Source organism: Pelomonas margarita, from assembly GCF_043555875.1.
GTDB classification, from domain to species: Bacteria; Pseudomonadota; Gammaproteobacteria; order Burkholderiales; family Burkholderiaceae_C; genus Pelomonas; species Pelomonas margarita.
In genome coordinates this window covers 320,110-335,167 of the sequence record NZ_JBIGHW010000001.1, presented here as the reverse complement: position 1 = coordinate 335,167, position 15,058 = coordinate 320,110, and the positions used below count along the sequence as shown (strand labels likewise).

16 protein-coding genes are annotated in these 15,058 nt (G+C 70.6%); 7 read left to right on the top strand and 9 right to left on the bottom strand.

Translation table 11 applies throughout. From position 1 onward, the window contains the following. Positions 1-26: 26 nt before the first annotated feature. From ACG0Z3_RS01575 to ACG0Z3_RS01560, 3 genes are all read right to left on the bottom strand, one after another. Positions 27-2,360: a type I secretion system permease/ATPase gene (locus ACG0Z3_RS01575; RefSeq protein WP_394394702.1), complete on the bottom strand. Its 2,334-nt coding sequence runs from the start codon at positions 2,358-2,360 to the stop codon at positions 27-29. Between the two features lie 20 nt (positions 2,361-2,380). Further along, complete coding sequence (locus ACG0Z3_RS23430; RefSeq protein WP_474101117.1) at positions 2,381-4,243, bottom strand: O-linked N-acetylglucosamine transferase, SPINDLY family protein; 1,863 nt, start codon at positions 4,241-4,243, stop codon at positions 2,381-2,383. A gap of 176 nt (positions 4,244-4,419) precedes the next feature. Next, positions 4,420-4,929 carry a DUF1993 domain-containing protein gene (locus ACG0Z3_RS01560; RefSeq protein ID WP_394394701.1) on the bottom strand — a complete coding sequence of 170 codons (510 nt, stop codon included), beginning with the start codon at positions 4,927-4,929 and terminating at the stop codon, positions 4,420-4,422. 83 nt (positions 4,930-5,012) lie between these two features. Between ACG0Z3_RS01560 and ACG0Z3_RS01555 the strand changes: the two genes are divergently transcribed. The 3 genes from ACG0Z3_RS01555 to ACG0Z3_RS01545 are packed head-to-tail and all read left to right on the top strand — an operon-like array spanning position 5,013 to position 7,103. Then, complete coding sequence (locus ACG0Z3_RS01555; RefSeq protein ID WP_394394700.1) at positions 5,013-6,020, top strand: D-2-hydroxyacid dehydrogenase family protein; 1,008 nt, start codon at positions 5,013-5,015, stop codon at positions 6,018-6,020. Then, complete coding sequence (locus tag ACG0Z3_RS01550) at positions 6,017-6,568, top strand: chromate transporter (protein ID WP_394394699.1); 552 nt, start codon at positions 6,017-6,019, stop codon at positions 6,566-6,568. The genes ACG0Z3_RS01555 and ACG0Z3_RS01550 overlap by 4 nt, the downstream gene beginning before the upstream one ends. Before the next feature lie 7 nt (positions 6,569-6,575). Then, positions 6,576-7,103 carry a chromate transporter gene (locus tag ACG0Z3_RS01545; protein WP_394394698.1) on the top strand — a complete coding sequence of 176 codons (528 nt, stop codon included), beginning with the start codon at positions 6,576-6,578 and terminating at the stop codon, positions 7,101-7,103. Positions 7,104-7,106: 3 nt separating this feature from the next. On the opposite strand, the gene ACG0Z3_RS01540 is transcribed toward ACG0Z3_RS01545, so the two are convergent. After that, positions 7,107-8,066, bottom strand: a complete 960-nt coding sequence (locus tag ACG0Z3_RS01540; RefSeq protein ID WP_394394697.1) for a GlxA family transcriptional regulator — start codon at positions 8,064-8,066, stop codon at positions 7,107-7,109. Between the two features lie 34 nt (positions 8,067-8,100). On the opposite strand from ACG0Z3_RS01540, the gene ACG0Z3_RS01535 reads away from it, so the two are divergent. Further along, positions 8,101-8,775 (top strand): DJ-1/PfpI family protein, encoded by a 675-nt coding sequence (locus ACG0Z3_RS01535; protein ID WP_394394695.1) that lies wholly within the window; start codon positions 8,101-8,103, stop codon positions 8,773-8,775. Beyond that, a complete protein-coding gene (locus tag ACG0Z3_RS01530) occupies positions 8,772-9,953 on the top strand; it encodes an acetylornithine transaminase (protein ID WP_394394694.1) in 1,182 nt (393 codons plus the stop codon). The genes ACG0Z3_RS01535 and ACG0Z3_RS01530 overlap by 4 nt, the downstream gene beginning before the upstream one ends. 147 nt (positions 9,954-10,100) lie before the next feature. Here ACG0Z3_RS01530 and upp read toward each other — a convergent pair whose 3' ends face one another. The 5 genes from upp to ACG0Z3_RS01505 all read right to left on the bottom strand — a co-directional run bounded on the left by upp (position 10,101) and on the right by ACG0Z3_RS01505 (position 13,676). Then, on the bottom strand, positions 10,101-10,727 hold the full coding sequence (gene upp / locus ACG0Z3_RS01525) for a uracil phosphoribosyltransferase (protein ID WP_268169175.1): 627 nt from the start codon (positions 10,725-10,727) through the stop codon (positions 10,101-10,103). Between the two features lie 34 nt (positions 10,728-10,761). Then, positions 10,762-11,514, bottom strand: a complete 753-nt coding sequence (gene rlmB, locus ACG0Z3_RS01520) for a 23S rRNA (guanosine(2251)-2'-O)-methyltransferase RlmB (RefSeq protein WP_394394693.1) — start codon at positions 11,512-11,514, stop codon at positions 10,762-10,764. Between the two features lie 10 nt (positions 11,515-11,524). Continuing rightward, the gene (locus ACG0Z3_RS01515) at positions 11,525-12,319 is read right to left on the bottom strand and encodes a polysaccharide deacetylase family protein (RefSeq protein WP_394394691.1); all 795 of its coding nucleotides are present in this window, start codon (positions 12,317-12,319) and stop codon (positions 11,525-11,527) included. Between the two features lie 15 nt (positions 12,320-12,334). Further along, on the bottom strand, positions 12,335-12,973 hold the full coding sequence (locus ACG0Z3_RS01510; protein ID WP_394395366.1) for an acetyltransferase domain-containing protein: 639 nt from the start codon (positions 12,971-12,973) through the stop codon (positions 12,335-12,337). 91 nt (positions 12,974-13,064) lie between these two features. Next, the gene (locus tag ACG0Z3_RS01505; RefSeq protein ID WP_394394690.1) at positions 13,065-13,676 is read right to left on the bottom strand and encodes a DUF4124 domain-containing protein; all 612 of its coding nucleotides are present in this window, start codon (positions 13,674-13,676) and stop codon (positions 13,065-13,067) included. Positions 13,677-13,734: 58 nt separating this feature from the next. Here ACG0Z3_RS01505 and ACG0Z3_RS01500 point away from each other — a divergent pair, with 58 nt between their 5' ends. Together ACG0Z3_RS01500 and ACG0Z3_RS01495 are read left to right on the top strand one after the other, a co-directional pair. Continuing rightward, positions 13,735-14,814 (top strand): S1C family serine protease, encoded by a 1,080-nt coding sequence (locus ACG0Z3_RS01500; protein WP_394394689.1) that lies wholly within the window; start codon positions 13,735-13,737, stop codon positions 14,812-14,814. Next, positions 14,811-15,038, top strand: coding sequence for a hypothetical protein (locus ACG0Z3_RS01495; protein ID WP_394394688.1), 228 nt, complete (start codon positions 14,811-14,813; stop codon positions 15,036-15,038). The genes ACG0Z3_RS01500 and ACG0Z3_RS01495 overlap by 4 nt, the downstream gene beginning before the upstream one ends. Positions 15,039-15,058: the final 20 nt, after the last annotated feature.

Below are 15,058 nucleotides of genomic sequence, written 5' to 3'. Positions count from 1 at the left end.
TCCCGCCATCAGCGACTCTCAACCGCCTAGACGGAAGCCTGGCGCTGCACCGGCTGGGCGCTCGGGTGCATGTGCACCTGAGGCTGCTGCTCGGCCGCCGGGCGCACGCCGGACAGCGCCGCCAGCACCTTGTCGCGCGGGCCGTCCAGCACGACCTTGCCGTTGTCCATCACCACGACGCGGCTGACCAACTCCAGCACCGCCGGCCGGTGCGTCACCGCAACCAGCGTGACGCCCTCCGAGGCCTGCTTGAGCTGGCGCAGGAAGCTGGTCTCGGACTGCGCGTCCATGGAGCTGGTGGGCTCGTCCATCAGCAGGATCTTGGGTTTGTTGACCAGCGCCCGCGCCAGCGCCACCAGCTGCCGCTGGCCACCGGACAGCAAGGCGCCCATCTCGCCCACCTGCAGGTCCCAGCCCTGGGGGTGGGCAGCGACCAGCCGGTCCAGCCCGGTCAGCTTGGCGACTTCCACCAAGCGCGCTGCGTCCACGTCGCCGCGGCCCATCAGCACGTTGTCACGCAGCGAGCCGTGGAACAGCCGCGGCTCCTGCGACACGAAGCCCACATGGGCGCGGTACTCGGCCGGGTCGACCTGGCGCAGGTCGATGCCCTCCACCTCCACCAAGCCCTCGGTGGGCTGGTACAGGCCCGCCAGCAGGCGCAGCACCGTGGACTTGCCACTACCGATGCGCCCCAGAATGGCGATGCGCTCGCCGGCCTCGATGCGCAGCGACACGCTGTTCAGCACCTTGGGCGCGATCTGGCCGGGCGCCGGCGGCGGGTAGCTGAAGCCCACGTCATTCAGCCCGACGCGGCCCGTCACCTGGGCCAGCGGCACATAGGCCTGGCCGGCCTGGCGCTCGGTGGGCGTGCTCATAAGCGCATCCAGGCTCTGCAGCGCCGCACGGGCGCCCTGGTAGCGCGTCACCAGCCCCACCAGCGCGCCCAGCGGCGCCAGCGCGCGCATGGTGAACATGATGGAGCCGATCAGCGCGCCCTGGCTGAGCGCACCGTCGCGGATCAGGTAGACGCCCACCAGCAACATCACCAGCGTGGTGACTTGGTGCATGGACTGCGTCAGGTGGTTGATGAGGCCGTGCATGCTGCGCATGCGGTGGCCGGAGTCGGCCGCCACGGCATTGCTGAGCTCGTAGCGATGCTGGAACTGCGGCGCCGCGCCCGAGGTCTTGACGTCCTCCAGCCCCTCCAGCGCCTCGACAAGGTTGCCCTGCAGCTCGGCGTGCTCGGCCATGCCCACGCGCACCGAGCGCCGCACCAGTTGCTGCAGCACCAGGATCATGATGAGCATCAGCGGCACCGTCAGCGTGACCACCCAGCCCAGCGGCCCGCCCACGACGAACACCATACCGATGAAGATGAAGATGAACGGCACATCGCTGATGACCGACATCGACGCCGACGCGAAGAAGTCGCGCACCGTCTCCACCTGACCCATGTAGTGCGCGCAGGAGCCGGCCGACGCCGGCCGGTGCTCCATGCGGATGGACAGGATGTGCTTGAACAGCCGCGAGCCGATGATGAGGTCGGCCTTGCGGCCGGCCAGGTCGATCAGGTCGGCCCGCAGGTGCTTGGCGAACAGGTCGAAGGCCACGCACAGCGCGCCGCCGATCACCAGCGTCCACAGCGTGGCCATGGCATCGTGATGCGGGATGACCTTGTCGTAGATCACCGCTGTGACCATGCCCGTGCCCAGCATCAGCACATTGCTGAGGAAGGCCGCGAGCAAGGCGCCGCGGTAGTAGGGCATGAAGCGTTTGAGTGTGCCCCATAGCCAGTGGTCGGTGGGGTCGAGCTGGATCAGGTGCTGGTGGGCGCGGGCCTGCGAGCGCGGCTTCTCGGCCGGGCTGACCAGCAGGCAGAAGCCGCTGTACTCGCCTTCCAGCTCGCCCAGCGTGGCCTCGCAGCCCTTGGCATCCGCGCCGGGGAACACGACCTCGAAGCGGTCCGCGCCCTCGGCCAGCTGGCGCACCAGCAGGCAGGCGTCGCCGCCCTTGAGCAGCAGCACGGCCGGCAGCATCAGTCCATTGATCTGCCCCAACGGGCGGCGCTGCATGGCGGCCTCGTAGCCGGCCTCGCGCATCAGCCGCACGGCCTGCTCGGGCGCCAGCGCACCGTCCACAGCGCCGTCAGCGCGCAGGGAGGCCGCCGAACGCGGCCGCCCGTGGTGCTGGGTCAGCCAGACCAGTGCGTGCAGCAGCGGGTCGCCCAGGTCGGCGGCGGCGCCCGGGGCGTCCTCGGCCTCGGGCCGGCGCGGCGGCGCGGGCGGCACTTCCGACAGGTGCGCGTACGAACGCCCCGCCTCCCCGGGCGGGTCGAAGAAGTCGTCGCGACGTTGCGGCACCTGGGTGTCTCCGGGTCAGCTCAGCGGCGCGCCAGCGCCAGCTGCTCGAACTGGTCTTCCATGTCGCGCACCAGCGCCGGCATGTCGAACAGCGGGGACGAACGCCCCTGCTCGGCCAAGTAGCGCTTGTAGGACTGCGCGCGCGCCGGCTGGCGGCCGATGGTGATGGCCATGCGTTCGTACTCGGCCAGCGAGTTCACCGCCAGCTCGGGCAGGCCCACGGCCGTCAGCAGGCTGCCGGCCATGCGCGAGATGTAGCTGCGGCCACTCAGGGAGAGGATGGGCGTGCCCATCCACAGGCAGTCGTTCGCGGTGGTGCCGGCATTGAACGGGAAGGTGTCCAGCACCAGGTCGGCCAGCTGGAATCGGGCCAGGTAGTCCGGCGGCGCCGCGCGCGGCGCGAAGAACAAGCGCTCGGCCGCCACGCCCATGCGCTCGGCATGGCCCAGCATGTTCTGGCGGGCCTTGTCGTTGTCAGCCAGCAGCCACAGCAGCGACCCCGGCACGGCGGCCAGGATGCGCATCCAGGCCTCGAACATGGGTTGCGTGTACTTGTGGTTGTTGTTGAACGAGCAGAACACGAAGCCCTCGTCCGGCAGGCCGACCTGGGCACGCGTGGGCGTGGTGCCCACCGGGCGCTGGCGGTCGCTGGACTGGTAGCAGTGCTTCAGGTAGATCGGCCGCTCGGTGCAGTACGGCAGGTACTCGGGCGGCATCACGTAGCGGTCCGCGATGATCCAGTCCACCCCCGGCAGCGCCGACGTGGCCGGCAGGCCCAGGTAGCCGACCTGCACCGGCGCCGGCCGACGAGCCAGGATGTCGGGGCGGGCACCGTTGGTCAGGCCCTGCAGGTCCACCAGCACGTCGATGCCGCAGGACGCGATCAGCTCGGCCGCCTGCTCGTCGCTGCGCCCCTGCAGCGGGATCACATGATCCATGGCCCGGCGGATTCGCGCCTGCTGGGCGCTGCCGTCGTCGCCACTCCAGCAGAAGGCGAACACCTCGAAGCGCGAGCGGTCATGCAGCTCGAAGATCTCCGGCGTCAGAAAACCCACGGCGTGCATGCGCAGGTCGCCGGAGAGATAACCGATGCGCACCCGCCCATCGCGCTTGACGCGGCTATGAAGCGGCGGCGCGATGATCTTGGCCACCTTCTCGTGGACGAAGCGCTGGGCCGTCATCAGCTGCAGGGCGGGGTCGTCGCTGTAACTCAGCATGGCCAGCAGCGAGGTGTTGCACAGCAACTGGTTGGGCGTGACCTCGCCCACCGGGTCGTAGATGGGCCAGGCGCACTGCTTCTGGCGGATATGCACATAGTGCTGCAGCACGTCGGGCTGGTCGGCCTGCAGCGCCAGCGAGCGGCGCATCAGGGCTTCCGCCTCGGGGAAGCGCCGCTCCTGCTCCAGCAGCCGGGCCATGTTCTTCAGCGCGTGCAGGCGCAGCCCGTGGGCCGAGGAGCCCATGAACTCGGCAGTCGTCGTGTTGTCGGCGGCGTCCTGCCAGGTCTGCAGCGCCTCGTCCTTGCGGCCCTGGTTCTCCAGCTGGTGGCCCAGGTTCACGCGGGCCTGCAGGAAGTCGGGCTTGATCGCCAGCGCCTCGCGGTAGACCTGCTCGGCATCCTGGTGCCGGCCCAGCCCAGACCAGACGGTGCCGAGGTTGTAGAGCGCCGCCAACCGCAGCGGGCTGTCGTCGTGGTCGACCCACGCGCGGTACAGCTCGCCGGCCAGCTCGCCATGGCCCTGGGCCTGCAGCTCGGCGGCGCGCGTCATCAGCGCCGGCAGCGCCAGGCGGCGTGCCTTCACGTCATCCATCAGCTGCGCCCAGTCGGCCTGCAGCGCCTGCGGGACGCTCAGGGTCTGCATGCTGGGACTGGCGATGTCCATGGTGTGGGTGGGTGGCAAGGGCTCGTGCGGACGCAACACACCGGCGGCGGGATGCCCACCGATGTCAGTTGACCTCGATTCTGCGCCGTTGCCGGCGTTCAGATCCGCTCAATTGGCCGGTCGCCTGCGCACTTTTCGCCGCCAGGCGCCCCCGCGAGGCCCTGCCGGGCCGCCCGTCAGGCGCCCAGGTAGTCGCCCTTGCCCAGCGGCACGCCGGCATGGCGCAGCAGCGCGTAGGTGGTTGTTGCGTGGAAATAGAAGTTGGGCAGCGCGAAATGGTTGAGGTAGCTGAGGCCGTCGAACTTCAGCGGCTCACCCACGCGGCGCGGGATGCTGATCTCGCGCGCCTCGCTGCCGTCGAAGGCTGCCGCCGGCACAGAGCGCACGAAGTCACGCGTCTTGCGGATGCGCTCGGCCAGTTCGTCCAGCGTGGCCTCGTTGTCTTCGTAGCGGGGCAGCTCCACACCGGCCAGGCGCGCCACGCAGCCCTTGGCGGCATCGCTGGCGATCTGGATCTGCTTGGTAAAGGGCAGCATGTCCGGGGCCAGGCGCAGCGTCAGGTAGACGTCGGTCGAGAACTTCTTGGCTTCGGCATGGGCACGGGCGGCGTCCAGCCAGGCCAGCATGTTGTCCAGCATGCGGGCGAACACCGGCGCACTGGCGCCGTGCATGGAAATCTGGGTCATCGCGGGGTCTCCGTTTCAAAAGGCGGCCGATGCTAGCCCCGCTGTCATTGCCCCTCGGAGCACGCGGCACAATGGCCTGAGCTATGAACGTCATCATCCTCGACGACTACCAGGACGCCGTGCGCAAGCTGCGCTGCGCGGCCAAGCTGGACCACCTCAACGCCAAGGTCTTCACCAACACCGTTAAGGGCATCGGCCAGCTGTCAGTGCGGCTGCGCGACGCCGAGGTGCTGGTGCTCATCCGCGAGCGCACCGCCTTCCCGCGCCAGTTGCTGGAGAAGCTGCCTCGGCTCAAGCTGATCTCGCAGACCGGTCGGGTCGGCAGCCACATCGACGTGGAAGCCTGCACGCGGCTGGGCATCGCGGTGGCCGAGGGCGGCGGCAACCCGGTGGCGCCGGCCGAGCTGACCTGGGCGCTCATCATGGCGGCCATGCGCCGGCTGCCGCAGTACATCGGCAACCTCAAACATGGCGCCTGGCAACAGGCCGGGCTCAAGGCCGCGTCCATGCCGCCCAACTTCGGTGTTGGCATGGTGCTGCGTGGCAAGACGCTGGGCGTCTGGGGCTATGGCAAGGTCGGCCAGTTGGTGGCCGGCTACGGCCGGGCATTCGGCATGAACGTGGTGGTGTGGGGCAGCGAGAGCTCGCGGCTGCGCGCCGAGGCCGACGGCTACCGCGCCGCGACCAGCCGCGAGGCGGTGTTCGCAGAGTCGGACGTGCTGTCAGTGCACCTGCGGTTGAGCGAGGCCACGCGCGCCATCGTCACCACCGAGGACCTGAGCCGCATGAAGCCCACGGCGCTATTCGTCAACACCTCGCGCGCCGAGCTGCTGACCGAGGGCGCGTTGGTGTCGGCGCTGAACCGCGGCCGGCCGGGCATGGCCGCCATCGACGTGTTCGAGACCGAGCCCATCCTGCAAGGCCACCCGCTGCTGCGGCTGGAGAACGCCGTCTGCACGCCGCACATCGGCTATGTTGAGCAGGACAGCTACGAGATGTATTTCGACGCGGCCTTCGACAACGTGCTGAACTTCATCAACGCCGCACCCACGAACATCGTCAACCCCGAGGCGCTGAAAGTTCTGCGTTGAACCGCCCGAGTTCGCCAGCCCATCTCTTCATCGCGTTCACGCGGCTGGCGCTGCAGGGCTTCGGCGGCGTGCTGGCCGTCACCCAGCGGGAGCTGGTGGAGCGCCTGGGCTGGCTCAGCACCGAGGAGTTCGTGGAGACGCTTGCCATTGCGCAGGTGCTACCCGGGCCCAACGTGGTGAACCTGTCCATGATGGTGGGCGACCGCTTCTTCGGCCTGCGCGGCGCGGTGGCGGCGCTGGCGGGCATGCTGACCGTGCCGGGCCTGCTCGTACTGGGGCTGGCCGCCTGCTTCCAGCAGCTGGGCGCCCACCCGGTGGCACTGGACGCGCTGCGCGGCATGGGGGCGGTGGCGGCCGGCCTCATCGTCGCCACCGGCATCAAGATGCTGCCGGCGCTCACGACCAGCCCGCTGGGCCGGCCGCTGGCCATCACGCTGGCCGCGCTGGCCTTCATGTTGATCGCGCTGTTGCGCTGGCCGCTGGTGACCGTGCTGGCGCTGCTGGGTGGCGCGGGCATGGCGCTGGCCTGGTGGCGGCTGCCCCGCTGAGCGCGCCATGCTGACCGAGCTGTTCCTGCACTTCCTGACACTGTCGCTGCTTTCCATCGGCGGCGCCATCTCCACCGTGCCGGAGATGCACCGCTTCCTGGTCGACCGCACCGGCTGGCTGACCGAGGCCGGCTTCACCTCGTCCATCGCGCTGGCCCAGGCGGCGCCCGGTCCCAATGTCCTGTTCGTGGCGGTGCTGGGCTTCAACGTCGCCGGGCTGCAGGGTGCGGCCGCGGCCATGGCCGGCATCCTGTTGCCGTCCACCGTGCTGACGCTGGTGGCCACGCGCTGGATGCGCGCCAACCGCGCCCACCTGGCGCTGAGGGCGTTCTCTGCCGGGCTGATGCCGCTGACGCTGGGCCTGGTATTCGCCACCGGCTGGCTGCTGGCCCTGCCCTTCGCGCGCGACGACAGCCACCGCTGGGGCGCGCTGGCGCTGATGGCCGCCACCATCGGCCTGACGCTGAGAACGCGCCTGGCCCTGGTGTGGATGGTGCTTGGCGGCGGCGTGCTCGGGGCGATGGGCCTGGTGTAAGGCTCAGCCGCGGCGGAAGGCCGCCGGCGGCCGGCCCAGGCGGCGCACGAAGGCGCGGCGCATGCGCTCGGTATTGCCGAAGCCGCAGTCCAGCGCCACCCGCTGCACCGACGCCGCCCCGCCCTCCAGCGCCGCACGCGCCGCCTCCACGCGCAGCCGCTCCACCACCTCGGCCGGTGTCGCACCCGTCTCGGCGCGGAAGCTGCGCGCGAAGTGGCGCGGGCTCATGCAGGCGCGGGCCGCCAGCGCCTCCACGCCATGGTCTGGTCGCAGGTCGCGGCGCACCTCGTCCAGCAGCGCGGCGAAGCGGCCTTCCGGGCGCTGCAGCTCCAGCAGCGGAGAGAACTGCGACTGCCCGCCCGGACGGCGCCGCTCCACCACCAGCTGGCGCGCCGCCTCGCGGGCCAGGTCCTCGCCGTGATCGTGGGCAAGGAGCGCGAGGCACAGGTCGATGCCAGCGGTCATGCCGGCGCTGGTCCACACCTCTGGCAGGCGGCCGCGCACCGCAGGCTCGCGCACGTAGATGCGATCGGGCTGCAGCCGTACCGCCGGGTAGTCCATCGCGAACTGCCGCTCGCGCGACCAATGCGTGGTCGCCGTGCGCTCGTCCAGCAGCCCAGCCGCCGCCAGCACCAGGCTGCCGCTGCAGATGCTGGCGATGCGCGCGCCGGAGCCGCCCGCGCGCTGCAGCCAGCGGATGAGGCGGGTGTCGATGCAGGCCGCATCCACGCCGTCGCCGCCGATCACCATCACCAGGTCCGCGCCGCCCAGCTGGCGCGGCAGGCCCTGCACCGGCCAGGCCACGCCGGCCGAGCTGTGCACGGCAGACGGCGCACCCGCCACCAGCCGCCAGTCATAGCTGCCGGGCCGCGCCAGCCGGGCCACCTCGAACACGGCCATGGGGCCGGCCAGGTCCAGCTGCTGAAAGCCGGGGAACAGCACGAAGGTGATGCGACAAACCATGCCGCATCTTGGCAGAAAAGGTGGGAACAGCGTCATGGCGGCCATCCGAGAGGCACCGCACACTGCCGGCCTGGCGATCACGTTGGCGCAAGGAGGCCGCCCCACGATGCACATCGGCATATTGGTTTTCGACGACATGGAGCTGCTGGACATGGCCGGCCCCTACGAGGTGTTCACCACCGCCGCGCGGGTGCATGGCCGCAGCCAGCCGGCCGGCACCGCCCCGCTGTTCACGGTCAGCACCGTGGCGCGCGACGCCGCGCCGGTGCGGGCACGCGCCGGCCTGCGCGTGCAGCCCGACCATGGGCTGCACGACCACCCGCCACTGCACGCCGCCATCGTGCCCGGCGGCGTGGTCGATGCCGAGTTGCAACAGCCGCAGACGCTGGCCTGGATCGCCGCGCAGCGGCGGTCGGCGCCGGTGCTGGCGTCGGTCTGCACCGGCGCACTGCTGCTGGCCCAGGCCGGCGTGCTGGACGGCCTGGCCGCAACCACGCACTGGGAAGACCTGGCGGCGCTGCAGGCACTGCGCCCGGCCGTGCAGTTGCGGGCTGGCGTGCGCTGGGTGGACGAAGGCGCGGTGGTCACGTCGGCGGGCATCACCGCGGGCATCGACATGTGCCTGCACCTGGTGCGGCGCCTGCACGGCCACGAACTGGCCGCGCTCACCGCGCGCCAGATGGACCACGACTGGAAGGACACCCCATGAGCGACCCCGGACAAGACCTGATCACCATCACGCAACGGCCGCCCACCGTCTTTGCCGACGGGCACGGCGCCTGGTTGATCGACGAGGGCGGCAAGCGCTACCTCGACCTCATCCAGGGCTGGGCCGTCAACAGCCTGGGCCACAGCCCGGGGCTGATCACGCAGGCGCTGCTGGCACAGTCGCAGCGGCTGCTGAACCCCAGCCCGGCGTACTACAACCGCCCGCTGCTGGACCTGGCCGGGCGGCTGGTCGCGATCAGCTGCTTCGACCGCGTGTTCCTGGCCAGTTCGGGCGCTGAGGCCAACGAGGGTGCGGTGAAGCTGGCGCGCCGCTGGGGCAGCCGCCGGCGCGGCGGCGCGCACGAAATCGTCGGCTTTGAGCAGGCCTTCCATGGCCGCACGCTGGCCATGATGAGCGCGTCGGGCAAGCCGGGCTGGGGCGACATCTACGCGCCCATGCCGGCGGGCTTTGCGAAGGCACGACTGAACGACATCGCGTCGGTGGAGCGCGCGCTGACGCCGCGCACGGCGGCCGTCATGATCGAGCTGGTGCAGGGCGAGGCCGGCGTTGTCGTCGCTGACCCGGGCTTCGTGCGCGAGCTGCGCGCGCTGACCGCCGAGCGCGGCGTGCTGCTGATCGCCGACGAGGTGCAGACCGGCATCGGCCGTTGCGGCCACGCCTTTGCGTACGAGCACTACGGCATCGAACCCGACGTGATGACGCTGGCCAAGGGCTTGGGCGGCGGCGTGCCGCTGGCGGCACTGCTGTGCAAGGAAGAATTCAACTGCTTCGAGCCCGGCGACCAGGGCGGCACCTTCGCCGGCAACCCGCTGATGGCCGCCGTGGGCCTGGCCGTTGTCAACGAGGTGTGTCGCCCCGGGTTCCTGGCCGGCGTGCGGGCGCGCGCCGAGCAGCTGTCAGTGGGCCTGCAGTCGCTGGCGCGGGAGCTCGCCTTGGTCGGGGAACGCGGCCTGGGCCTGCTGCGGGCGCTGGTGCTGCCTGCGGACGTGGCCCCCGCCGTCGTCGCCGCCGCCCAGGCGCTGGAACCCGTCGGCCTGCTGCTCAACGCGCCCCGCCCTCACTTGATCCGGCTGATGCCGGCGCTGAATGTCAGCGAAGCCGAGCTGGGCGAAGGCCTGGCGCTGCTGCGGCAGGCACTCAACGAAGTGCTTCGCTGAACGCCCCGCGGGCCGAGCGCCGGGCCGCCCCAAGCCGGCCCGCCTGGGGCGATGTGCGAGCGGGGCACGCCCCGCGAGCATCGCCGCCCCCTCGGGGGGCCGATCAGCCTCGCCCGCGTTCAGCGGTGCGAGGCTGAGCGGGGGGCCTCATGTCGTGCCAAAAATCTTGTCCCCGGCGTCGCCCAAGCCCGGAATGATGTAGCCGACGTCGTTGAGGTGGCTGTCGATGGCGGCTGTCCAGCAGCGCACGTCCGGGTGGGCTTCCTGCAGCGCCTTCACGCCTTCCGGTGCGGCCACCAGCACAAGTGCGCGCACGTCCTTGCAGCCACGCGCCTTCAGCAGGTCGACGGTGGCGATCATGCTGCCGGCCGTGGCCAGCATGGGGTCGATGATGAGCGCCGTGCGGGCCTCCAGGCTGCCGACGAACTTGTCGAAGTAGTTCACCGGCTTCAACGTCTCGTGGTCCCGGGCCAGGCCGACGACGGACACCTTGGCGTTGGGCAGGATGTCCAGCACGCCGTCCAGCATCCCTAAGCCCGCGCGCAGGATAGGCACCACCGTGACCTTCTTGCCGGCGATCTGGTCGCACTCGGCCGGGCCGCTCCAGCAATTGATCGTGACCTTCTCGGTCGGGAAGTCCGCCGTCGCCTCGTAGGCCAGCAGCCGCGCGATCTCGCCCGTCAGCTCGCGGAACTTCTTCGTCGAGATGTCCGCCTCGCGCATCAAGCCGATCTTGTGCTTGACCAGCGGGTGCTTGACTTCGATGACGGCCATGGCGGGAACTCCCAGTTTTTCTAAACAGTCAGAATTATCGACTGCCCGACGTGGTCCGCTGGCGCAGCACCTCGTACAGGCATACGCCCGACGCCACCGACACGTTCAGGCTCTCGACGGCACCGGCCATCGGGATGCGCACCAGCTCGTCGCAGGTCTTGGCCGTCAGCTGTCGCATGCCCTCGCCTTCAGCGCCCAGTACGAAGGCGATGGGGCGCTTCAGGTCGAGGTCATAGATGGAGCGCTCGGCCTGGTCTGACGTGCCGACAACCCAGATGTCGCGTTCCTTCAGCTCATTCAAGGTGCGTGCCAGGTTGGTGACCATCAGGTAGGGCACCGTCTCGGCCGCACCGCTGGCCACCTTGGCCACCGTGGCGTTCAGACCCACGGCGCGGTCCTTGGGAGCGACGACGGCATGCGCCCCGGCGCCATCGGCCACCCGCAGGCAGGCACCGAGGTTGTGCGGGTCGGTCACGCCGTCGAGCACCAGCACCAGCGGCGGGCCTTCCACGGCGTCCAGCACGTCGTCCAGCGAATGCGGCTGAGCGATGGCCGCGACGCGGGCGACGACGCCCTGGTGGCGCGGGCTGCCGGCCAGCTGGCTGAGCCGCTCGTCGCTGCTCTCCACGAGCTTCGCGCCGGCCTCCTTGGCGCGCTCGATGAAGGCGCGCATGCGCTGGTCACGCCGCGCGGGGTCGAAGTGGACCTCGGCGACGGAACCCGGCAGGGTCTTGAGGCGGACGGTGACGGCGTGGAAGCCGAACAGGACGGACTTGGGCGAACTCATGCCCGTATTGTCAGCGGCCCGCCTGCTTGCGCACGTTTTCCATGATGTTGACCATCGAGTCGGTCCAAAAGCGCGCCTTGTTCTTCGCCAGATGGTCCAGCAGCGCATCGTGCGCCTCGCGGGTCACGCTCAGGTGCTCGGCGCCCACGCCGTGGAAAAGCAGCGACACCATTGCCCCCTGCGCCGCCGCCTTCTCGACCAGCGCGATCAGCTGCTCGCCCGTCCAGCCCTCGACAAAATAGGCGGGCATCGCATAAGGGTCCAGCTGCGCGGTATCCGTCGTCAGCGCGGGCGGCGCGGCGCGGAAGGCAACGAAGTGGGGATGCAGCGCCTTGGCGAAGTCCTGCCCGCCGGCCGTCAGGTCGAAGCATGGCGGCGTGAAGGTGCGTCGCGTCCTGCCGTCCAGCGACTGCAGCCAAGTGTTGGCCGCGATGACCTGCTCCTGCACCTGGGCCGCCATCTGGCGCTCCAGGTCGCGCTGAGGCTGCACCCAGGCGCGGCCCGGCCCCTTGGCCGAACAGCTGTGGAACAGGCTGTGGTTGCCCAGCTCGTGACCGGCCGCCGCGGCGGCCTTCCACTCGTGCTGGCGCGCGGGCAGCGTGGGTCCGTTGATGGGGATATAGAAGCTGGCGCGCAGGCCGCGCTGGTTGAGCGCCGGGATGACGTGATCCAGCTGGCTGTCCAGTGCGTCGTCATAGCCCAGGCTGACGGCCGCCTTCGCGCCGCCGGGCCAGGTGAAGGGCGCGGCGCTGGCAGCAGCGGACAGCAGCAGGCCCAGGGCGGCCGCAAGCAGCTTGTTCTTCATGATGGACAGGTCTCCTCAACGCAGGAACTGGACGGCCATCAACACCCCGATCAGTACGGGTTGGTGGACCATGTAGAAGCTCAGCGACCAGCGCCCCAGCACGGCCAGCGGGCGCGGCGCAGCGCCCGCCCACAGCCCTGGCCAGCGGCGCGTCACGACGAAGCCCAGCAGCATCACACCCAGCCAGGGCAGCACGGGCACGTAGTCCTCGGTGATGGGCTTGCGCGTCACCAGGCCCACCCAATTCGTCCAGCGGGTATCGAACCAGGGCTGCGCTACCAGCTGCGGCGCGGCCAAGGCCAGCAGCGCGACGCCCAGGAGCACGCCATCCGGCAGGCGCGCCAGGCCCAGCCGCTGCAACACCAGCATCACCGCGATGCCGTGCAGCACGCCGAAGCTGATCCAGCTGTTGGGGAACATCAGCCACGAGCCCCCCGACACCAGCAGCGCGCAGCCCGCCACCTGGCCCCAGCGCCGCCAGAAGCGCGCCGCGCCCTGCCCCGCGCCCACGGCCAACGCCTGGCCGCCGCCCGCGCAGAACAGGAACAGGCTGACGATGGCGGTGCGCTGCCAGGTCCAAACGGGGTCGCGGTAGAAGTCCTGGCGAATCCAGCCGAAGTGGTTCAGGTCGAAGCCGAAGTGGAAAGCCGCCATCCAGACGATGGCAGCGCCGCGCAGAGCGTCGAGGCGGTCAGAGCGGTCGAGGCGGGAAGCAGTCAAGTCGAGGTCAGGCCGGCAGCAGGGGTCAGCGCAAGGGCACGGAGGCCGCATTCTGACCCTGCTGCAGCGCCCGCTGCTGCCGCTGCGCCGCGCGCTCCTCGGCCAGACGGCGGCGCGCAATGCGGTCGCCCTCCACCGGGTCGGCCGCGCTGTGCATGGACTCGGCACGCTCGCGGGCGGCCAAGCGCACGCGGTCGCTGAACTGCGTCTGCGCGGCCTGCGCCTCGCGGCTGATGTCCCAGTCGGCGTCGCGGTAGCGGCCCTGCCCGGCGCGGCACTGACGGGCGCGACGCACCTCGTCCTGCAGGAACTGGCGCTCGGGCTCGCCCAGCGTGGTGGAGCCCGCGCGCGTCTCCATGCCGCGCAGCTCACCGTCACCCGGGCAGGCATTGCCCGGCGTGGGCGCGGCGGCCGGCGCGGACGCTGCGCCCCGGCCCATGGCCGCGTCCACCAGCTCCGGCTTGATCGCGTCCACCACATTGGGCCGCAGGCTGCGCTCGGCCACCGGCTTGCCGGCCTGCGGGCAGGGCTTGTCACTGAAGTTGACCTTGCCATCCACCTCGCAGCGCCACACCTGCTGGGCCGACGCCGCCGACATCGCCAGGCTCAGCCCCAGCCCCCATAACGCTCGCTTCATGTGCGCCCCTTCCTGTGCCACCACAATGCGCGGCATCGACACCGCCACGGCTTGCGCCATGTTCCTGCGTCTGCTCGCACTCTCACTCATCGTATGGCTCGCCGCCGGCGCCGCCGAGGCCCAGAACAAGGCCGCCCAGCCTCGGCCGGTGAGCACCCGCGGCGCGCTGGACGCCGAGGAGATGAACAACATCGTTGTGTTTAAACGCGCGAGCCCGTCGGTGGTGCACATCACCACGCTGTCCGTGCAGAGAGATTTCTTCTCGTTACGCACCAGCGAGCAGCCCAGCGGCACTGGCACCGGCTTCGTGTGGGACGCCGACGGCCACATCGTCACCAACTTCCACGTCATCCAGGGCGGCGACCGCGCCACCGTCACGCTGCACGATCAGAGCAGCTACCCGGCCCGGCTGGTAGGCGCCTTCCCCGACCGTGACATCGCCGTACTGCGCATCGAGGCGCCGGTGACCAAGCTGCCGGCCATCGCAGTCGGCACCAGCCGCGACCTGCAGGTGGGCCAGAAGGTCTACGCCATCGGCAACCCCTTCGGCCTGGACCAGACGCTGACCACCGGCATCGTCTCGGCACTGAACCGCGAGATCGAGTCCGTCACGCGACGCACCATCAAGGGCGCCATCCAGACCGACGCGGCCATCAACCCCGGCAACTCCGGCGGCCCGCTGCTGGACTCGGCCGGCCGGCTCATCGGCGTCAACACCTCCATCTACAGCCCCAGCGGCGCCAGCGCGGGCATCGGCTTCGCCATCCCCGTGGACGAGGTCAACCGCATCGTGCCGCGCCTGATCCGCGATGGCCGCTTCATCCGCCCCGCGCTGGGCGTGACCGCCGGGCCGGAGAACCTCTCCCGTGCGCTGGGGGCGCCCAAGGGCGTGCTGCTGGTGGACGTGGGCAACGGCAGCCCGGCCGCCGCCGCCGGCCTCAAGGCCTTCGGCCGCGACCGCAGCGGCCGCATCGTGCAGGGCGACGTGATCACCGCGGTGGACGGCCAGGCGGTGGCCGACCTGGACGACATGCTGTCGCTGCTGGAGACGCGGCAGATCGGCGAGCGGGTGACGCTGACGGTGTGGCGCAGCGGGCAGACGCGCAAGGTGGTGGCGACCCTGGGGAGCTCGGATTGACCTCGGCCCGCCTGCCGCGACTTGTCGGCACCGTCGGCGCGGCGCTGACGGCCGGCTGGCTGCTAGCGGAAATCATCTGGTTCTACGGCTTCACGCGCTTCTACTTTCCGGGCGCATCGGCCCTTGCGTTGGCCGCACAGGCGAGCGCCATCGCCGTGTTGTGGGCCTACTGCCTCGCGCTCGCCATCACACGCCGGTGGCAACCCTGGCGCCGCCAAGCCTGACAGCCGGCCACGTCGGCTGG